Source organism: Micromonospora sp. NPDC049662 (assembly GCF_040675055.1).
Taxonomy (GTDB): domain Bacteria; phylum Actinomycetota; class Actinomycetes; order Mycobacteriales; family Micromonosporaceae; genus Micromonospora.
The window spans coordinates 13,914-33,466 of record NZ_JBFAOC010000033.1; the positions used below are offsets into that span (position 1 = coordinate 13,914).

Below are 19,553 nucleotides of genomic sequence, written 5' to 3' on the forward strand. Positions count from 1 at the left end.
CGGATCCATGTCGACCTCTACTCGCCGCGCTCCGTCTTCCACTGCAGGAACTCCTGGTACAGCTGCTCCTCCCGACGTCGCGTGCGCCGGTGCAGCACCCGCGAGACGACGAGGAGCACGACACCGCTGCCCAGCATCAGATAGCCGAGGGCCCGGTCGCCGGTGACCTTCGGGGCGGTGCTGAACAGCAACCCCAGCAGGGCCGAACCCAGGCCCAGGTAGAGCGCGATCCCGGGCGGCGTCTGCCGGTAGTCAAGGTGATGACGCTGCGCGAAGGTCTGAAGGTGCGGCGGGATGTTCAGCTCCTCGTGGTCGTCAGTAGCCACGTGCGCCTCTCGTTCCCGGTCGGTGGCAGGTCGCAGGGCGGTGTTCGGGACCGCGGGTCGCCCTGGCGTCAACGATCACCGAGATCGCACGTCTCGCGCAAGAACGGACAAAGAACCCCCGCCGCGACCTGCGACGGCAGCCCCGACTTTCCAAGACGCGACACAACGCACTCCCGGAACCGGCCCCTGACGTGTCACGATTCAGAGCACGACGTGCGCACGGGCGTCGAGGGGGCAGCGGTGGCCGCGCCGCAGGGCGCGTTGAGGAGGATGTCCGGGTGTCAGCGGGTGGGGCCCGCCGGGGACGGCGGGACAACGGGCTCGACGCGAGCGAGTACGCCGTCGTCGGCGATGTCGATCCGCGCGTCGGCGAGCACCTGCTCGACGTGCTGGCCGCCGGCGGGATCGCCGCCTACCTGCAACCGTCGGCCGACCTCAATCCGGTCACCCGTACCACCACCGTCCCGGCCCGTCCGGTCGACCGGCTCTACGTCGACCGTTCGCACCTGCGGACCGCCCGTGACTACCTGACGCAGCTCGCCGACGAGAGCGCCCCGGAGCAGCCCCCGGCCCGCGACGAGCCGGACATCGACGCGGAGTGGGCCCGGATCGTGGCCGGCTTCCACAGCACCCCCTCGACCACCGACGAGCGGCCCTGGCCGGCCGCGGAGGACGTGGACGAACGTGACGACCGGGACACCCGGGACGAGCCGACGGCCGGTCCGCTCGCCCGCTCCGGCGTCGACGAGGCCGGGCCCACCGCGACCGACGTCCGTCGACTGCCGTCGGCGACCGACTTCTCCGGGATCTCGGTCGGCCGCAACAGCCGGGACGATGAGCCCTCACTGCTGGACGGTCTGGACACCTTCGGCGCCGACCTGCCGGACGACGACGAGGACACCTACCACCCGCCCCCGCCGCCGCCGCTGCCCCGCGTCTCCAAGTACGCGGTGGTCGGCGCGCTCGCCGTGGTCGTCGGGTTCGTGCTCTTCCTCTTCCCGTCGCTGCTCCCGATCGACCGCTCGGCGGTCACCCTGTTCGGGTTCACGGGCATCCTGGCCGGCTTCGTCACGCTGATCTGGCGGCTGCGCCCCGGTGACGAGGAGGACGACGACCCGGACAACGGCGCCGTCGTCTAGCGCCTGTTTCATCAGCAAGAAACTGGCCGGCCGCCCTTATGAAGCTGGCCCTACCCGGCCCGCATCGCGGGACACGACCGCCCTCACTCGGGGCGTAACAGTGGTGTAACTTACTGTCAGTAGGAATACCGCTGTACGTCACTTCCCCCGCTGACTGACCGGTTTTCCCTTGCTCGTGGCGGTCAGTCCTCTGCTGATCGGAATGCCCGAGATGCGACAGAGTTCCCTCGTGGTGGTGGCCAACCGCCTCCCCATCGACGACAGCCAGGCCCCGGACGGCGCCTGCGAGTGGCGACGCAGCCCCGGAGGGCTGGTCAGCGCGCTACACCCGCTGCTGCGACACACCCCGGCGATCTGGGTCGGCTGGGCCGGCGGCACCGGCCCGGCGCCCGCCCTGCCGGACGTGGACGGCGTCCACATGCACACCGTCGCTCTCAGCCACGAGGACCTGCGCGATCACTACGAAGGCTTCGCCAACGCGACCCTCTGGCCGCTCTACCACGACGCCGTCGAGCAACCCGAGCACCACCGGCGCTGGTGGGAGGCGTACCAGCGGGTCAACCAGCGGTTCGCGGAGGCGACCGCCGAGGTGGCCGAGCCGGGAGGCGTGGTCTGGATACAGGACTACCACCTGCAACTCGTACCCGGGCTGTTGCGCGCGCTCCGCCCCGACCTGCGCATCGGCTTCTTCCTGCACGTGCCGTTCCCGCCGCCGGAGCTGTTCATGCAGTTGCCGCGCCGCGCCGAGCTGCTGCGCGGCATGCTCGGGGCCGACCTGGTGGGCTTCCAGCGGGCGCAGGCGGCACACAACTTCGCCCAGCTGGTGACCCGGGTGCTGGAGCTGCCGGCCACCGACCGTCGGATCGGGATCGACGACCGGGTGGTCCGCATCGGCGCGTTCCCCGTCTCGATCGACACGGCCGAGATGGCCGCCCTCGCCGCCCGCCCCGACGTGGCCGCCCGGGCCCGCCGCCTGCGGCAGGATCTCGGCGATCCCCGGCAGGTCATCCTCAGCGTGGACCGGATGGACTACACCAAGGGCATCGAACAGCGACTCAAGGCGTACAGCGAGCTGCTGGCCAGCGGCGACGTCAAGGTCCGCGACACGGTGCTCGTCCAGGTCGCCATGCCGAGCCGGGAACGCGTCGGTCAGTACCAGATCCTGCGCGAACGCATCGAGCGCGAGGTGGGCCGGATCAACGGCGAGTTCGGGCGGGTCGGCGAGCCCGCCATCCACTACCTCACCCAGCCCTTCGACCGGGCCGAGCTGGCGGCGCTCTACCGGGTCGCCGACGTGATGGCGGTGACCCCGCTGCGCGACGGGATGAACCTGGTCGCCAAGGAGTACGTCGCCGCCCGGGTGGACGACACCGGAACGTTGCTGCTCAGCGAGTTCGCCGGCACCGCCGCGGAGCTGTCCCAGGCGTACCTGGTGAACCCGCACGACCTGGAAGGGCTCAAGCAGGCGCTGCGCACGGCGCTGCGGGCCGACCCCGCCGACGTCATCGCCCGCATGCGGGCGATGCGCGCCCACCTGCACGAGCACGACATCCGGGCCTGGGCCCGCTCCTACCTGAGCGCCCTCGACGAGACGGGCGCGCTGGTCAGCCGCCTCACCAGCACCGACGGCACCGCCCGGGTGCCACGGCCGGCGACCCGGGCGACCCAGCACGCCGGCGGCTGACCGGGCCGCGTGATCAGCGGCCGGCGGGCTCCTTCTCCAACCAGTCCAGGATCGCGTCGATCGGCTCGGCCCAGCGCGCGTCGAGCATCAGGTCGTGCCCCATGCCGGGGAACAACAGCGGCGCCGACCCGTACCGGCGGGCGACCCGCGTCAACGTCGCCGCCGGCACCACCCGGTCGTCCGGGCTGCCCAGCACCAGGACCGGGGGCTCGCCCACGGCCGCCTCGGCCTGCGGTTCGCCCAGCAGCGCCCACTGCGCGCGCCGACCGGCCCGGCCCAGCCGCGCCACGTACCGTCGGGCGTCCTCGTCGGGCAACTCCCGGCTGAACAGCTGCGCGCGGCTGAGCCGCAGCGGTCCGCCGAACACCGCCGGCAGCGTCCCGGCCGGGTTGCGGCGCACCGCCGTACCGAAGACGCCCCAGCCGCCGAAGACCGGCGCTACCAGCACCGCGCCGCGCGCCGGATAGCGCGCCATCGCGTGGGCCACCACGAGCGCCCCGGCGCCGTGCCCCACCAGGACCGCCTGGCGCGGCAGGCTCGCGGCCACCTGGGTCACATCATGGGTGTACGCGCGCAGCGTCGCCTCCGGCGCCGGCTCGCTGCCGCCGTGCCCCCGCAGGCTCAGCGCGTACGCCGGGAAGCCCCGCGACGCGGCATGGCCCAGCCAGTGCTCGGCGAACGCCCACGCCCCGTGCCCGAACCCGGGTACGAACAGCAGCGGCGGACGCCCCTGTTCCAACTCGGGTACGGCGCTGAGCACCTCACGGCGCGCCGGCCGGACCGGACGAGCCCACTCCCGGCCCCGCATGATCCGCACCTCGGTCACTGATCCAGCCTTTCGTTCGCGACTGCGGGGCTCGCAAGCTCACTCCTCGCGCTCACTTGCCCTCCAGGTCGTGCAGGGCGCGCTGGACGGCGCGCAGGTAGTCGGCGTGCCCGACCTCGAACCAGTGCCGGCTGCTGTCCTTGACCTGGCCCGCGTAGCGCTCCCCGGCCCGGTCCCGGACCCGCTGCGCGAACGCGGCGGCCCGCTCGGGTCGGTCCCGTCGGGCCAGCAGCAGCCGCGCGAAGAGCACCGTCTGCCAGTGGGACAGGGTGAACAGGCCGGAGTCCGGCTGCACCAGGCCGGCGACGGCCAGCGTGGGGTGCCCCGGCGTGAAGGCGTTGAGCCAGAGCGTGGGACGGCCGGTGCCGGCGCTGTCGCCGAACACCGACGCGTCGAGGAACTCGAAGCGCGGCAGGTAGCCGGTGGCGAAGATGACCAGCTCGGGGTCGATCTCGCGGCCGTCGGCCAGCTCCACGGCGTACGGCTGGAACCGGGCGATGTCGGGCACCGGGCCGATCCCGCCGTGGCCCACGTAGTAGACGAGCTGGCTGTTGGCGATCGGGTGCGTCTCGTACACCCGGTGGTCGGGCTTGGGCAGCCCGAAGCGGGTCAGGTTGCCGACGGTCAACCGCATCGTCCAGTGGTAGAGCCACTGGCGGACCCGCAGCGGCACCCGCAGTGACAGCAGCGCGTCGTTGATCTGGTCGGCCGGTCGGCCCAGCACGTACTTCGGGGCGTACCAGTAGCCACGCCGGGTGGAGTGCCAGCAGCGCGACGCCTGCTGGGCGGCCTCGACGGCGATGTCACAACCGGTGTTGCCGGCACCGACCACGAGCACCCGCTTGCCGCGCAACTGCGCCGGGTCCTTGTAGGACGACGCGTGCATGATCTCGCCCCGGAACTCCTCCAGGCCCTCGTAGCGGGGCAGCTTCGGCGACCAGTTGTGCCCGTTGGCGATCACCACGGCGGCGTAGCGGGAGGTGCGCTCCGGGCCGTACCCGCCGGTGGAGCGGGTCGTCACGTCCCACCGCTCCCCCGGCGCGGGCTCGACCCGGACGACCTCGGTGCCGAACCAGATGTGCGAGCGCAGGTCGAAGTGGTCGGCGTACCGCTCGAAGTACGACAGGAGCTGGCCGTGGTGGGGGTAGTCCGGCCAGGAGTCCGGCATCGGGAAGTCGGGGAACTGGGTGAACGGCTTCGACGAGATCAGGTGGGTGCTGGCGTACACCGGGCTGCGGTCGTGCCGCCAGTTCCAGGCCCCGCCGACGCCGGTCTCGCGTTCGTAGCAGTCCACCCCGAACCCGTGCTCGCGCAGGTTCTTGATGGCCGTCAGGCCGCTGGCCCCGGCGCCGATGACGCAGACCGTGTCGCCCCGGTCGGAGAGCGAGCGGCCGTCGCGGCTCTGCGCGGACGGGATCGCATCCGGGTCGGGCCGGCCCTGGTCGGTGGAGGTGGACACCGGGACATCTCCTTTTGTGCGGCACGGGTGCCGGTTCGCCGCGAAATCCTCTCCACATCGGAGCCGGATGTCCAGCCCCGGCGCGGACCGATCGGCGGGTCCGGACCGGTGGGGGTCAGGCCGTGGCGGGCAGCAGCAGGTCGACGAGCACCGGGAAGTGGTCACTGGCCCGGCGGGTCTGCGGAGTGTCCACCACGTCGTAGTCGACCACGGTGATCCGGGGGTCGACGAAGAGCGCGTCGATGCGCCGGCGCGGGTCGGCGCACGAGTAGGTGAGCCGTTCCGCGCGGTCGGCCGCGACCGCCGCGTCGGTCAGGCCGCGCGCCACCGTCGCCCAGGCCGGCCCGTCCGGGCCCTCGTTCAGGTCGGCGCCCGCCACCACCGGAGCATTCGCGGCGTCCAGGCCGCGTCGGAACTCGGCGGCCTGCGCGGGCCGCTCCGCCGGGTCGGTGGACAGGTGCGAGCCGGCGAGGGTGAAGCGGGCGTCGCCGACCCGGCAGTCGGCGTACGCCGCGCCGCGCAGGTGCCGGCCCGGGGTCAGCGGGAACCGCTGGCACCGGGCGCCGCGCACCTGCACCCGCAGGCTGGTCAGCAGCAGGTTGCCCAGGGCGGGCAGCCCTCCGGCGGCCACCACCAGGCCGAACGACTCGGCCAGCGTGGCCGACTTCTGCCGCCACCGGAACCGGCGCGGACCCTCCTGCACGATCACGACGTCCGGCTTCGCGGCCCGGACGACCGCCGCCAGCGCGGCGGTGTCGTCGCGCTGGCTGTGGATGTTGTACGACACCACGCGCAGCGGTACGCCCATCTCCTGGCCGCCCTCAGATCCGGCGGGCCAGGTCGGCCGCGCCGATCACCCCGGCGCTGTTGCCCAGCTCGGCGGGGAGGACCTCGGCCACCGGCAGGCGTCCCCGCTGGGCCAGCGCGTCGAGGTACGAGCGACGCGTCGGGCCGAGCAGCAGGTCACCGGCGTCGATCACGCCGCCGCCGACGACCAGGGCCTGCGGGTCGAGGATCTGCGCCATGTCGGCGAGGCTGGTGCCCAGCCACCGGCCGATCTGCGCGAACGCCTCGGCGGAGACCGGGTCGCCGCCCTGCGCGGCGGCGGTCACCATGTGACCGGTGATCGCCTCGGGCTCGCCGCCGGCCAGCTCCAGCAGGGCGGTGGCCCGCTGCGGCTCCTGTCGAGCGCCGGCACGGGCGAAGCGGACCAGGGCGCTGCCGCTGGCGTACTGCTCGATGCAGCCGAGCCGCCCGCAGCCGCACTGGTGCCCGTCCGGCACGGCCAGCATGTGGCCCAGCTCCGCGGCGATGCCGTGCGCGCCGCGCATCAGCTCGCCGCCGAGGACGATGCCGCCGCCGACGCCGGTGCCGATCGTGAACATGATCATTGAGTCGTCGGCGGCGCGGGCCGCGCCGTAGCGGAACTCGGCCCACGCGGCCACGTTGGCGTCGTTCTCCACGATCACCGGCAGGCCGACGGCGGCGCTCACGTACTCGCGCAGCGGCTCGTCGCGCCAGGCCAGGTTGGGGGCGAAGAGCACGGTCGAGCGGGTGGCGTCGATCCAGCCGGCCGCGCCGACGCCGACCGCCTCGATCGTTCGCCCGGCGGCCAGCTCGTCGACCAGCTCGATGATGACGTCGCGGGTCTTGGCGACGTCGTCGGCGGGGGTGTCCCGTCGGCTCTGCACGAGGACCGTGCCGGTGTCGTCCACGACACCGCCGGCCACCTTCGTGCCACCCACGTCGACTCCGATGGTCAGCGTCACCGCCGCCGCTCCCCTCTGCTGTGCTGTCCGGCTCGCGCGCGCCGCGGGGCACGCCGGTCCGGATCGCGATGTCCCGCGCTCAGGCGCCGCCGCCCGGCGCGTCCGCGCCGGTGTCGTCGGACGCCCGCGAAGCGGGCACCACGGGTCGGCTGGTCGGCACCGGCGCGGCCACCGCCCCGGCGTCGTCGACGGGTGCCGCGGTGGCCGGGGCGGGTGTGTCCGCCGACCGGGTGGCGACCGACCAGACATCCCGCTCCGGCGCCGGTTGGGAATCATGCCCGGTGCGGGTGGCATCGCGCCACACGTGCTCGTCGAAGGCCTCGGCCGACCGCGCGGTCGAGGCCGGCCGCGCCGGCTCGCCGTCGCCGCCCGCACCGGCCGCCGCCTGCGACGACGCGGCCCACTCCGGCCCGGTCGTCGGGGACGGCTCCGGCGGCGCGAACGCGCGGAGCAGGCTGGCCACGCCGGCGGCGAGGTCGCCCGCGCCGGTGGCGAGGCGTTCGGCGAATTCCGGACTCGGATCGCGCAACGCGGCGATGCCACGACAGACCGGGCAGACGCAGCATTCGGCCGAACCGGTGGCGAAACCACCACGGGCGCGATCGCCGCCGCCCGGAGCGGCACTGTGACCGAGGACACCGGCCAACATCCCGCCCAACGGGCCGAACGCGCCGCCCGTCGACCCGCTGGAGGCCAGCCGCGCCCCCGCGAGCAGGGCCGCCACCAGACGCTCCGCCTCTTCCCGGGCCGAACCCGGGTCCGTTCCGCCCACCCTCGGCTCCTCTACCCCGCTGCCGGACGCGTCACTGCGCCGCACCGGGTGCTTCTACCCGGCGCTTGAGCTGCTTCAACGCCGTATCCATGATCATTTTCTCGGCCTTGCGCCGAAACATGCCGAGCATCCCCACGGACAGCTCGACCTCCAGCGTGTACGTCACCGTGGTGGTCCCGTCCGGGTTGCCCACCAGGTCGTACGAGCCACGCTGGCTCTTCTGCATCTTCGAGGGGGCGACCAGATGCCACTCGACGCGGGACAGGTCCTCGGCGTACTCGTAGGCGAGCACGTACTCGTCGGCCATCACCCCGGCGTCGATGGTGAACCGCACCTGGCTGGCGTAGCCGTCCTCGTACTCCTCGATCACCTCGGCACGGCGGACCGCCTCGGTCCACTCGGGGTAACTCGGGAAGTCGCAGATGACCGTCGCCACCCGGTCGGGTGACGCGCCGATGATGATCGACTGGGTGGAGGAGTCCGCCATGGGGGGAGGCTACCCGGCTGACGCCGCCCACACCCCCCGCCGCCCCCGCCGCGCCCTGCCTACCCCACCCGAACCGCCCGCCGGGTAGGTTTCGACAGAGCCGATGCTCTCGGGCAGAGTCCGGCCCAGGCCAGTGCGAGCACGAAGGAGTGCAAGTGCGCGAGTTCTCCGTTCCACCGATCGTCACCGTTGGCGAGGCGGCCAACCTCACCGATCCGGTCTGGGACAACGCCGAGATCGCGCCGGACACCGTGCAGTTCGCCCGCGCCACCCGCTCCGCCGACGGCGGCGACACCACCACCTGGGCCGAAGTGACCTGCCTGCAGTTCCGCGACGAGGTGGCGGCCGTGGCCCGGGGCCTGATCGCCGCCGGCGTCCAGCCGGGCGCGCGGGTCGCCCTGATGAGCCGGACGCGCTACGAGTGGACCCTGCTCGACTACGCCATCTGGGCGGCCGGCGGGGTCACCGTACCGATCTACGAGACCTCCAGCGCCGAGCAGGCCGCCTGGATCATCGCCGACTCCGGCGCGGTCGCCGCGCTTGTCGAAACGGGCGCCCACACCGAGCTGATCGCCGGTGTCCGCGACCGCCTCCCCGAGCTGACGAACGTCTGGCAGATCGACCGGGGCGCGGTCGACGAGCTGGTCGCCGTCGGCGCGACGGTCGAGCTGGCCCAGGTGGAGCAGCGGCGCAAGGCGGTCCGCGCCGACGACCTGGCCACCATCATCTACACCAGCGGCACCACCGGCCGCCCCAAGGGCTGCGTGCTGACCCACCGCAACATGTACGCCGACATCGCCAACGCGGTGCCCGTGCTGCCGAACCTGTTCAACGCCGGCGCGAGCACCCTGCTCTTCCTGCCGCTGGCGCACGCGTTCGCCCGGCTCATCCAGATCGGCGTGGTGCAGGCACGGGCCACCCTCGCCCACTGCGCGGACACCAAGAACCTGGTCGGCGAGTTGCAGGAGTTCCGGCCGACCTTCGTGCTGTCCGTACCCCGGGTGTTCGAGAAGGTCTACAACGCGGCCAAGCAGAAGGCCGAGGCCGACGGCAAGGGCGGCGTCTTCGCCCGCGCCGAGCAGGTCGCCATCTCGTACAGCGAGGCGCTGGAGACCTCGCGCGGGCCGGGCCTGGCGCTGCGCGCGCAGCACGCGGTCTTCGACCGGCTCGTCTACCGCAAGCTGCGCGCCGCGCTCGGCGGGCGGTGCCGCGACGCCATCTCCGGCGGCGCGCCCCTGGGCGCGCGGCTCGGCCACTTCTTCCGCGGCGTCGGCGTGACGGTCCTGGAGGGGTACGGGTTGACCGAGACGTCCCCCGCCGCCGCCGCGAACCTGCCCACCGGCACCCGGATCGGGACCGTCGGCCGGCCGCTGCCCGGCGTGACCGTCCGGATCGAGGACGACGGCGAGATCCTGATCTCCGGCGAGCTGGTCTTCCAGGGTTACTGGCACAACGAGGCGGCGACCACGGAGGCGCTCAGCCCCGACGGCTGGTTCCGCACCGGTGACCTGGGCCAGCTCGACGCCGACGGCTACCTGAGCATCACCGGCCGCAAGAAGGAGCTGATCGTGACCGCCGGCGGCAAGAACGTCGCCCCGGCGGTGCTGGAGGACCAGGTCCGGGCGCACCCGTTGATCAGTCAGTGCGTCGTCGTCGGAGACGCGAAGCCGTTCATCGCGGCGCTGGTCACCATCGACGAGGAGGCGCTGCCGACCTTCCTGGCGAACGCCGGGCTCCCACCGGAGACCTCGGTCGAGACGCTGCGCGAGCACGAGGGCCTGCGCGCCGAGGTGCAGTCCGCCATCGACGCCGCGAACCAGGCCGTGTCGAAGGCCGAGGCGATCAAGGTCTTCCGGATCCTGCCCCGCGACTTCACCGAGGTCACCGGCGAGCTGACCCCGTCGCTCAAGGTCAAACGCCAGGTCGTCCACAAGACGTACGCGGCGGAGATCGCCGACATCTACCGCGGCTGACTACGATCCGTCACGTGCCCGCATCCACAACCGCCGTCCCACACCCGCATCCTCTCGCCGCGGCCGCCCGCGTGGTGATGCTGGCGCTGGTCGCGATCCTGACCCTGTTCGCCACCCGCGACGTCACCCAGCTGTGGTGGATCGCGCTGCTGGCGGTCGCCGGGCTGCCCTCCCTGCTCGCGCCGCAGCACCGGCTGGTCGGGCCGCTGAGCCGGGTCGCCGAGGTGGTGGTGCTGGGGCTGGCCGCGAGCCAGGTCGCCGCGGTCGCGTCGATCGGCGGCACGGTCGACGGGCTCGGCGCCTCCGCCGTGCTGCCCTACCTGGCGGTGCCGGTGACCGTCACCGCGCTGCGCCGCCGCTTCCGCGAGGGCGCGGCGCTGCTCGCGGTGACCGCCGGCACGCTGCTGGTCAGCGGGGCGCTGACCGAGGTCGACGGGGAACGTCAACTCGGCCAGGTGGGCTACCTCGCGGTCTGCGCGCAGTGGTTGATCCTGGCCGCGCTCGGGCTCTACGCCGCCGGCACCCTGCACCGGGTGATGGCCGTACGCGCCGACAGCAAGCCCCAGCCGTACGCCGAGGCCACCCGGCTGTTGACCCAACTGCGGACGGTGGCCCGGCAGCTGCCCGGGGCGACCCTGGACCCGGGGGGCATCTCCGAGCACCTGATCGACGAGCTGCGCACGGTGGCCCGGGCGGACCGCGGCGCGGTGCTGTCCGCCAGCGGCGGCGGCCGGCTCGTGGTCCTCGCCCAGGCCGGGGCGGACCGCGTGGACTGGGAGACGACGCTGGACGCGGACTCGGCCATCGCCGACGCCTGGGCCAGTCAGCAGGCCACCACCGCCGCCCGCTCGCAGTCCCGCTCGCACCGGGGTCCGGACGTGTCCGCGCTGATCGTCCCGCTGGTCGCGGGGGTACGCACGGTGGGGCTGGTGGTGCTGGAGGCCGATGTCGCGCAGGCGTACCCGCCGCCGGTGGTGTCCCGGGTGACCGGGCTGACCCGGCCCGCCGCGCTGCGGCTGGAGGCGGCGCTGCTGTTCGACGAGGTCCGGTCGCTGGCCACCAACGAGGAGCGCCAGCGGCTGGCCCGGGAGATCCACGACGGGGTGGCGCAGGAGCTGGTGATGGTCGGCTACGGCATCGACAACGCCCTGGCCACCGTCTTCGACGACGCGGACGAGACGGCCGAGGCCCTGCGGACGCTGCGCGCCGAGGTGACCCGGGTGATCCAGGAGCTGCGGCTGAGCCTCTTCGAGCTGCGCAGCGAGGTGGACCGGCAGGGCGGCCTGGCCGCGGCGATCGCCGAGTACGCCCGCACCGTCGGCGCGTCGGGCGGGTTGCGGGTGCACCTGTCGCTGGACGAGTCCACGGCCCGCCTGCCGGCGGCCACCGAGGCCGAGTTGCTGCGCATCGCGCAGGAGGCCGTGACCAACGCCCGCAAGCACGCCGGAGCGTCCAATTTGTGGGTCACGTGTGAGGTCGACCCCCCGTACGCGCAAATAGAAGTGTCGGATGACGGTCAGGGGATGGCTGACCAGCGCCCCGACGGGCGGTACGGTCTTGCGATCATGGCCGAGAGGGCGGAACGTATCCGGGGCCGGTTGGAGATCAGGCCGCGGCAACCCAGCGGCACGACCGTGGCGGTGGTTCTCGGCACCTCGTCCCGGCGCGATAACGTGCGTGACAGCGCAGCACCAGAAGGGGAGTAACCCGAGGATGACCACAAGTCCGACACCGGCCACCCGCACCAAGGTCCTCCTTGTTGACGATCATGACCTGATTCGTAAGGGCCTGCGGCACGCCTTCGAGCGCGACCGTCAGTTCGAGGTCGTCGGCGAGGCCGCGACCGCGGCAGAGGGGGTACGCCAGGCCGGCGCCCTCCAGCCGGACGTGGTGATCATGGATCTGCGGCTGCCCGACGGCAGCGGCCTGGAGGCCACCCGCGCGCTGCGCAAGTCCAGCGCGTCGATGGGCATCGTGGTGCTGACCATGTACGCCGGCGACGACCAGCTCTTCGGCGCCCTGGAGGCCGGGGCGAGCGCCTTCGTGCCCAAGACCGCCCCGGCCGACGAGGTCGTGGCCGCCGCGCGGCACGCCGCCTCGTCCCCGAGCGCGTTCACCGCCGCCGACCTGGCCGAGGCGATGAAGCGTCGGCTCGCCCCCTCCGGCCCGCAGCTCTCCCCCCGCGAGGGGCAGGTGCTGCGGCTGCTCGCCGACGGGATGAGCGTGGCGGGCATCGCCAAGCAGCTGTTCGTCAGCGAGTCCACGGCGAAGACGCACATCTCCAAGCTCTACGAGAAGCTCGGCGCCGCCAACCGGGCACAGGCCCTGATGACCGCGCTGCGACTCGGCCTGCTCGAAGCGCCGGACGCGCCGAAGTTCTGACCCGCGCCCGTTCGTTGAGCGTAATCCCGTAACCGAAGGTCCGCGCCGGCTCGCCGCCGTCGCGGACCTTCGCGTATCGACCGACGTCCGCGACGGGTGGACGGGCACGCTATGGTCTGGCGGGTACCGCGGGGGCAGAATACCCGCGCGGGCGATGACGTCCGCGTCGTGGACTCAAGGGGTGAGCGCATGCAGCGGCCGGACTGGGCGCCCGACACCATCGACATCGAGCGCCCGAGCGTCGCCCGGATGTACGACTACTACCTCGGCGGATCGCACAACTTCGCCGCCGACCGGGCCGCCGCGCAGGCGATGGTGGCGGCCGTACCGGAGGCGCCGCTGGCCGCGCAGGCCAACCGCGCGTTCCTGCGCCGGGCGGTCCACCACCTCGCCGAGGCCGGCGTCCGCCAGTTCCTGGACATCGGCTCGGGCATCCCCACGGTCGGCAACGTGCACGAGATCGCCCAGCGGATCGACCCGGCGTCGCGGGTGGTCTACGTGGACGTCGACCCGGTCGCGGTGGCGCACAGCCGGGAGATCCTGGCCGACAACGACCGGGCGACGATCGTCCAGGAGGACCTGCGGCACCCGGAGGAGATCCTGGCGCACCCCGACACGCGCCGGCTGCTCGACCTCGGCCAGCCGGTGGCGGTGATGATCGTGGCGGTCCTGCACTTCGTCCCCGACGACGACCGGCCGGCGGAGTTGCTGGCGACGCTTCGGGACGCGGTGGCGCCCGGCAGCTACCTGGTGTTGTCGCAGGCCAGCGACGACGGCCGCGCCGGGGAGGAGCGCGCCGAGGCCGAACGCGTCTACCGGCGTACCGACAGCCCGCTCACGATTCGCAACCGGGCCGAGGTGACCGCCCTCTTCGACGGGTTCGAGCTGGTCGATCCGGGCGTCGTCTGGGTGCCACAGTGGCGACCGGACACTCCCGAGAGCGCGGAGGACGCCGAGCGGGCGGTCTTCATGGGCGGCGTCGGGCGACTCGGTGACTGAGTCGCCCTCGGCGGTCACCCGCCCCGGCACCTTCGCCCGCGCCTGGGCCAAGGCGGTCTCCGGTACGAGCTACCTACCGATGACACAGGCCCAGCTCGAGGCTTTGTTGCAGAGGCTCGCCGGCCAGTTGGCCCAGGCGCTGCTCGCCGAGCCGTTCGACCTGCGGGCCGGGCACCGGGTCGGTGCGGAGTTGGTCGCCGCGCACATCGCGTCCGCCGAGGGACTGGGCCGTACCGTCGAGGTGATCCAGCTTCGGCTCGTGCGGGACCTGGGACTGGTGGCCGAGGACGTCGAGGACCGGATGGCCCGACTCCTGGCCGCCGTGGCGACCGGTTACGCCCGCGCGCTGCGGGACCGCACGCTCGATGAGCAGGAGTCCATCCGCCGGGCCGCCATGATGGCGCGCACCCAGGCCGAACGGGCGCTGCGGGCCAGCGAGGCGCGGTTCCGCCACCAGGCCACCCACGACCCGCTCACCGGTCTGCCCAACCGGACGCTGTTCACCGAGCGGCTCACCGCCGCGCTCAACGAGCCGGGCCGGGGCGCCCAACGCGTCGGGGTGTGCTTCCTCGACCTGGACCGCTTCAAGGTGGTCAACGACACGCTGGGACACCAGGTCGGCGACCGGTTGCTGACCACGGTGGCCGACCGGCTGCGCCAGTGCCTCGGTGAGCATCTGGTGGCCCGCCTCGGTGGGGACGAGTTCGTCATCCTGGTGGAGGGCGCGGGCGGCACCGACGCAGTCGTGGAGGTCGCCGAGAGCGCTCTGGCCGCGGTCCGGACACCCGCGGTGGTCGACGGGCACGAGCTCCAGGTCACGGCGAGCATCGGCATCGTCGAGCGGCAGGTGGCCGGCTCCAACCCGAGTGACCTGATGCGGGCCGCCGACAGCACCCTGCACTGGGCGAAGTCGGCCGGAGGGGCGCGCTGGGCGCTCTACGACGCCGAGCGCAACCGTCGCGAGCTGGCCCGGTACGCCCTGTCGGCGGCCATCCCGGCCGCGCTGGAGCGGGGCGAGTTCTATCTCGACTACCAGCCCCTGACCTCGCTGCGCGACGGCCGACTGCTCGGTGTGGAGGCGCTGGTCCGCTGGCGACACCCGGAGCTGGGCGTCCTGCGGCCGGACAGCTTCATCGCGCTGGCCGAGGAGACCGGTCTGATCGTGCAACTGGGCGGGTGGGTGCTCGCCGAGGCGTGCCGGGAGGCGGAGGCGTGGTCGACGGATGGCGCGCAGGCGCCGTTCGTGAGCGTCAACCTGGCCGTCCGGCAGGTGCACCGGCCCGGTCTGGTGCGGGAGGTCCGTACGCTGCTGCGCCAGACCGGCCTGCCGCCCGAACGACTCCAGTTGGAGATCACCGAGAGCACGATGATGAGCAGCGCCAAGGAGCCCGTCCGGGCGCTGCGGCTGCTGGCCGACCTGGGCGTACGGATCGCCATCGACGACTTCGGCACCGGCTACAGCAACCTGGCGTACCTGCGGGATCTGCCCGTCACCGAGCTGAAGGTGGCCGGCGAGTTCGTGGCTGGCCTGCGGTCGCCGACGGTGGGGCGTACCGACGAGCGGATCCTCGCCTCGCTGGTGTCGCTGGCGCACGCCCTCGACCTCACGGTGACCGCCGAGGGGGTGGAGACCGCCGGGCAGGCCGAGCGGCTGCGGGCGATCGGCTGCGACGCCGCCCAGGGCTGGCACTTCGGCCGCCCGGCCCCTGCCGACCGCATCCTGGCCCGCATCCGCTGAGCCGGCACGGGCACCCGCACCGTCGCCCACGGCCGTAGACAACGTCTACGGCGAACTGGTAGACAGTGTCTATGACCGTGGAGGAGGCCGGAGTCCGGGCCCGGCTGGTGGCGGCCGGAGTCGACCTCGTGTTGCGTGAGGGCCAGTCCGCCGTGTCCCTGCGGGAGATCGCCCGTCGGGCGGGCGTGTCGCACGGCGCCCCGCGCCGCTACTTCCCCACCCACGTCGACCTGCTCTCGGCCATCGCCCGGGAGGGCTTCGCCGACCTCACCGCCCGGGTGGAGCGGACGATCCACGCGGCCGGTACGGAGCCGCGTACCCGATTGGTCGCGCTGGCCCGGACGTACCTGGACTTCGCCGCCGGGCACCGCGGCATGTTCGAGCTGATGTTCCGCCACGACCTGCTGGCCAGCAGTCGTCTGCGGCTGCGCGAGACGAGCCTGCCGCTGTTCACCCTCCTGACCGACCTGGTTGCCCAGACACGCCAGCCGACCGCCCCGCCCGCGCCGGTGGTGGCCGGCGCGCTCTGGGCCAACCTGCACGGCATCGCCCAGCTCTGGGCCTGGGGCAGCCTGCCGCTGGCCACCGGCGACCGCGACGACGACACCGTGCTGCGGGCCGCGCTCGACGCGTACCTCGGCCCCGCGCGGAACTGAACGGGAGAAGACGTGCCCCTGCTGTACGACCTCAGCAAACTGACCGTCGGCTCAGCCCTGCGACTGGGCTGGCGACCGCGCGTCCAAGGCCTGGAGCACCTGCCCCGCCGAGGCGGGGCGATCCTCGCCAGCAACCACCTGTCCGTCGCCGACCAGGTGGTCCTCGCCTGCCTGACACCCCGACACGTGACGTTCTGGGCCAAGGCCGAGTACTTCACCGGCAGCTGGCTCAGCCGGCACGTCGTGGCCGGCATGGGCGCCATCCGCGTCGAGCGCGCCGGCGGCCGGGCCGCCCTCACGGCCTTCGACGCGGCCGTGCCGGTGTTGCGCGCCGGCGGTCTCGTCGCCATCTTCCCGGAGGGCACCCGGTCCCCCGACGGGCGGCTCTACCGCGGCCGCACCGGAATGACCCGGTTGGCCCGCGACGCCGAGGTCCCGATCATCCCGGTCGGCGTACTCGGCACCGCCGAGGTGTTGCCGGTCGACGCGCGAATCCCCCGCCGACACCCGGTCGCCCTGCGCTTCGGCCCGGCGATCCCGGTCGCCGACCGCATCACCGGGCCGCGCGACATCCGGGCCATCACGGACGAGGTGATGGCCGCGATCCAAGGGCTCACCGACCAGGAGTACGTCCCCCGCTACGCCCCGCCCCGGCAACCCCGCGCCTGAGCGGCGGCGGCGGTCAGCCGGCCAGCAGAGCCGCCATCCGCTGCGCCTGCGCCTCCCAGCGCCACTCCCGCTCCACCCACGCCCGGCCGGCCGCCCCGAGTTGGCGGGCCAGGTCCCGGTCGCCGAGCAGCCGGGCGACCCGGTCGGCGAGCTGGGCGACGTCCCGGCCACGGACCACGTACCCGGTCTCGCCCTCCCGGACCGCGTCGGGCGCGCCGCCGGAGTCGCCGGCCACCACCGGCAGGCCGGTCGCGGACGCCTCCAGGTAGACGATGCCCAGCCCCTCCACGTCCAGGCCACGGTTGCGGGTACGGCAGGGCATGGCGTAGACGTCGCCGGCCGCGTAGTGCGCGGGCAGGTCGGCCGCCGGCACCGAGCCGGTGAAGACCACGTCCCGCTCGACGCCGGTCTGGCGGGCCAGCTTCTCCAGGGTGGCCCGGTACGGCCCGCCGCCGACGATCAGCAGCGCCGCGTCGGGCACCCGGCGGCGGATCTCCGGCAGTGCCCGGATCAGCATGTCCTGGCCCTTGCGCGGCACGAGACGCGACACGCAGACCACCACCGGCCGGTCGGTCAGCCCCAACCGGGCCCGGACCGGCTCGCCGTCCACCGACGGGTGGTAGGCGTCCACGTCCACGCCCGGCGCGAGCCGCCGCAGGTCGGTCACCCCGGCCAGCACCCGGGCGAGCCGGGCGCGCGTGTACTCGCCGAGGTAGGTGGTCACGTCGACGCCACGCCCGATGCGCCGCAGCGCCGGCCGCGCGGCCGGCAGCGCCGCCCAGCCGACCTCGTGGCCGTGGGTCTGCGCCACCACCCGGCGTACGCCCGCGCGCCTGCGCAGACCGGCGGCGAGCAACCCCAGCGGGGCCGCCGCGCCGAACCACACCGTGTCGCAGTCGTACGTGCGGGCGAGCCGGGCCGCGCGCCGGGCGATCAGCGGGGTGGGCAGGAGCACCCGGGTGCGTTCCCGGATCACCTCGAACGGCTGGTCGGCGTCGAACTTCTCCGCACCACGCCAGCTCGACGCGTAGACGACCACCGACCCCGCCGGCTGACGCACGGCGAGGTTGTGCACGAAGGACTGGATGCCCCCCGGGCGGGGCGGAAAGTCGTTCGTGATCAGCAACGTGCGGCTCATCGGCGTGCCTCCCGGGCGTACGCGCGGGCGGCGGCCATCCGCTCCACGGTGGACGGATGCGAGGCCGAGTAGAGGTATTCCCACCGCGGCGGGTCGGGGTCGCCCAGGTTGACCGTGCCGAGACGGCGCTGCATCGACTCGAAGGCCGCCGGGTCGCCGGTGAGCGCGAGCGCGTGCGCGTCGGCCCGCGCCTCCACCCGCCGCGACACCAGCGCCTGCACCGGGGTGGCGACCAGACCAGCCACCGTGACCAGGGCAATTACCAGTGGAAACGCGCGTGGATGGGCGATCGAGTCGACGCCGGCCAACCGCAGCAGCAGCCCCCACGAGCCGAGCAGGTAGAGGGCCACCACCGCGGCGGCGACTCCCAGCGCCCCGGTCAGCGTGCCCACCGCCACGTCGGAGTCCTTCGCGTGGCCCAGCTCGTGCGCCACCACGGCCGTCACCTCGGCGGGGTCGGCCTCGCGCAGCAGCGTGTCATAGACGACCACCCGGCGGGTCGGGCCGAGGCCGGAGACGTACGCGTTGACCGCCGTGGTCCGCCGGGAGGCGTCGGCGACGAGCACGTCGCGCACCGGCACCCCGTCGCGGGCGGCCATGCTCATCAGCTCGGTGCGCAGCGCACCCTGCTCCATCGGGGTGAACTTGTTGAACACCGGCTCCACGAGCACCGGCAGCACGAACGACAGCAGCACCACCAGCAGGGCCGCGCCCGCCGCGCCGAGCGCCCACCACCAGCGCGGCGCGAGCCGGATGACCAGGTAGAAGCCGAACAGCGCCACCGCACCGATGACGGCGCTCACCGCGTACGACTTGAGCAGGTCGACGGCCCAGCCACTCCAGGAGTTGGTGCTGAGCCCGTAGCGGGTCAGGACGGTCTGCCGCCAGGCGGAGAACGGGAGGGTGAGCAGGTCGGCGACGAGCACCACGGCGAGGCCGCCGAGCACCGCCTGGGCGATCCAGTGCCCACCGAAGGGCCGGCCCACCAGCTCGACCAGGCGACTGCCCAGCGGGGTGAGCCCCAGCGCGACGGCGATCAGCAGCCCCACGGCGAGCGCGGCGTAGCCGCCGGGGCGCAGCGCGGCGCGGAACTCCCGCCCCCTGGCCACCTGGTCGGCCGGGAGATCCCGCAGAGCGGCGAGCTGGTCGGCACGGGGGGCCGGGGGCCGGTGCCAGGGCACGAACACGGCGACGGTCACCAGCAGGGCCACCGTCAACCCGGCCAACGTCAACAACGCCCAGCCGCGCGGGCTCACCGGCGCACCGCCGTGGCCACCACGCTCAACGCCCGGTCACGATCACCCCGGCACGCGGCGGCGTCGGGCCGCCGCGCGTGGCCGCGCCACCGCCACACGGCACCGGCGCGCGGGGCACCGACGGGCCCGTCGTGCTCGCGTCGTACCCCGCTCATCCCGCCGCTCCTCCCGCCGTGACCGCCCATCCTATGGCCCGCGAAAAGCCCGCTTCGGGTGCGGTGACGCACTTCGCCGACGCGGCCCCCGCACGGCTGTGCTCAGCGCCCGCACGGCTCGTCGA

At 73.6% G+C, this 19,553-nt stretch carries 19 protein-coding genes; 9 read left to right on the top strand and 10 right to left on the bottom strand.

Going from position 1 to position 19,553, the window contains the following annotated elements; genetic code table 11:
* Positions 1–17 precede the first annotated feature (17 nt).
* On the bottom strand, positions 18–326 hold the full coding sequence (locus AB0J36_RS22730) for a hypothetical protein (protein ID WP_357126804.1): 309 nt from the start codon (positions 324–326) through the stop codon (positions 18–20).
* A gap of 278 nt (positions 327–604) precedes the next feature.
* Between AB0J36_RS22730 and AB0J36_RS22735 the strand changes: the two genes are divergently transcribed.
* Both AB0J36_RS22735 and AB0J36_RS22740 read left to right on the top strand, forming a co-directional pair.
* On the top strand, positions 605–1,465 hold the full coding sequence (locus AB0J36_RS22735) for a DUF308 domain-containing protein (RefSeq protein WP_357126801.1): 861 nt from the start codon (positions 605–607) through the stop codon (positions 1,463–1,465).
* A gap of 211 nt (positions 1,466–1,676) precedes the next feature.
* Positions 1,677–3,149 (top strand): trehalose-6-phosphate synthase, encoded by a 1,473-nt coding sequence (locus AB0J36_RS22740; protein ID WP_357126798.1) that lies wholly within the window; start codon positions 1,677–1,679, stop codon positions 3,147–3,149.
* Between the two features lie 13 nt (positions 3,150–3,162).
* On the opposite strand, the gene AB0J36_RS22745 is transcribed toward AB0J36_RS22740, so the two are convergent.
* The 6 genes from AB0J36_RS22745 to AB0J36_RS22770 all read right to left on the bottom strand — a co-directional run bounded on the left by AB0J36_RS22745 (position 3,163) and on the right by AB0J36_RS22770 (position 8,462).
* Positions 3,163–3,957 carry an alpha/beta fold hydrolase gene (locus tag AB0J36_RS22745; RefSeq protein WP_357127310.1) on the bottom strand — a complete coding sequence of 265 codons (795 nt, stop codon included), beginning with the start codon at positions 3,955–3,957 and terminating at the stop codon, positions 3,163–3,165.
* A gap of 70 nt (positions 3,958–4,027) precedes the next feature.
* Positions 4,028–5,434 (bottom strand): NAD(P)-binding domain-containing protein, encoded by a 1,407-nt coding sequence (locus tag AB0J36_RS22750; protein ID WP_357126795.1) that lies wholly within the window; start codon positions 5,432–5,434, stop codon positions 4,028–4,030.
* 115 nt (positions 5,435–5,549) lie between these two features.
* Positions 5,550–6,242, bottom strand: a complete 693-nt coding sequence (locus AB0J36_RS22755; protein ID WP_357126792.1) for an endonuclease/exonuclease/phosphatase family protein — start codon at positions 6,240–6,242, stop codon at positions 5,550–5,552.
* Positions 6,243–6,255: 13 nt separating this feature from the next.
* Complete coding sequence (locus AB0J36_RS22760) at positions 6,256–7,203, bottom strand: ROK family glucokinase (RefSeq protein WP_357126789.1); 948 nt, start codon at positions 7,201–7,203, stop codon at positions 6,256–6,258.
* A gap of 79 nt (positions 7,204–7,282) precedes the next feature.
* The gene (locus AB0J36_RS22765; RefSeq protein ID WP_357126786.1) at positions 7,283–7,975 is read right to left on the bottom strand and encodes a hypothetical protein; all 693 of its coding nucleotides are present in this window, start codon (positions 7,973–7,975) and stop codon (positions 7,283–7,285) included.
* 31 nt (positions 7,976–8,006) lie between these two features.
* Entirely contained in the window at positions 8,007–8,462 is a 456-nt protein-coding gene (locus AB0J36_RS22770) for an SRPBCC family protein (protein ID WP_357126783.1), read from the bottom strand.
* Positions 8,463–8,617: 155 nt separating this feature from the next.
* Between AB0J36_RS22770 and AB0J36_RS22775 the strand changes: the two genes are divergently transcribed.
* From AB0J36_RS22775 to AB0J36_RS22805, 7 genes are all read left to right on the top strand, one after another.
* Complete coding sequence (locus tag AB0J36_RS22775) at positions 8,618–10,435, top strand: long-chain fatty acid--CoA ligase (RefSeq protein WP_363661086.1); 1,818 nt, start codon at positions 8,618–8,620, stop codon at positions 10,433–10,435.
* 14 nt (positions 10,436–10,449) lie between these two features.
* The gene (locus AB0J36_RS22780; RefSeq protein ID WP_357126777.1) at positions 10,450–12,141 is read left to right on the top strand and encodes a GAF domain-containing sensor histidine kinase; all 1,692 of its coding nucleotides are present in this window, start codon (positions 10,450–10,452) and stop codon (positions 12,139–12,141) included.
* Positions 12,142–12,148: 7 nt separating this feature from the next.
* Positions 12,149–12,817 (top strand): response regulator transcription factor, encoded by a 669-nt coding sequence (locus AB0J36_RS22785; RefSeq protein WP_007072219.1) that lies wholly within the window; start codon positions 12,149–12,151, stop codon positions 12,815–12,817.
* Between the two features lie 189 nt (positions 12,818–13,006).
* On the top strand, positions 13,007–13,816 hold the full coding sequence (locus AB0J36_RS22790) for an SAM-dependent methyltransferase (protein WP_357126774.1): 810 nt from the start codon (positions 13,007–13,009) through the stop codon (positions 13,814–13,816).
* A gap of 79 nt (positions 13,817–13,895) precedes the next feature.
* Positions 13,896–15,554, top strand: a complete 1,659-nt coding sequence (locus tag AB0J36_RS22795) for an EAL domain-containing protein (RefSeq protein ID WP_357127307.1) — start codon at positions 13,896–13,898, stop codon at positions 15,552–15,554.
* Positions 15,555–15,625: 71 nt separating this feature from the next.
* Positions 15,626–16,210 (top strand): TetR/AcrR family transcriptional regulator, encoded by a 585-nt coding sequence (locus tag AB0J36_RS22800; RefSeq protein ID WP_357126771.1) that lies wholly within the window; start codon positions 15,626–15,628, stop codon positions 16,208–16,210.
* Positions 16,211–16,222: 12 nt separating this feature from the next.
* Positions 16,223–16,879 carry a lysophospholipid acyltransferase family protein gene (locus AB0J36_RS22805; protein WP_357126768.1) on the top strand — a complete coding sequence of 219 codons (657 nt, stop codon included), beginning with the start codon at positions 16,223–16,225 and terminating at the stop codon, positions 16,877–16,879.
* 13 nt (positions 16,880–16,892) lie between these two features.
* On the opposite strand, the gene AB0J36_RS22810 is transcribed toward AB0J36_RS22805, so the two are convergent.
* Genes AB0J36_RS22810 through AB0J36_RS22820 form a run of 3 tightly spaced genes read right to left on the bottom strand, consistent with a single transcriptional unit; the run spans position 16,893 to position 19,428 of the window.
* Entirely contained in the window at positions 16,893–18,017 is a 1,125-nt protein-coding gene (locus AB0J36_RS22810) for a glycosyltransferase family 4 protein (protein WP_357126765.1), read from the bottom strand.
* On the bottom strand, positions 18,014–19,273 hold the full coding sequence (locus AB0J36_RS22815; protein ID WP_363661087.1) for a M48 family metallopeptidase: 1,260 nt from the start codon (positions 19,271–19,273) through the stop codon (positions 18,014–18,016). The genes AB0J36_RS22810 and AB0J36_RS22815 overlap by 4 nt, the downstream gene beginning before the upstream one ends.
* Positions 19,270–19,428, bottom strand: a complete 159-nt coding sequence (locus AB0J36_RS22820; RefSeq protein ID WP_363661088.1) for a hypothetical protein — start codon at positions 19,426–19,428, stop codon at positions 19,270–19,272. The genes AB0J36_RS22815 and AB0J36_RS22820 overlap by 4 nt, the downstream gene beginning before the upstream one ends.
* Positions 19,429–19,553: the final 125 nt, after the last annotated feature.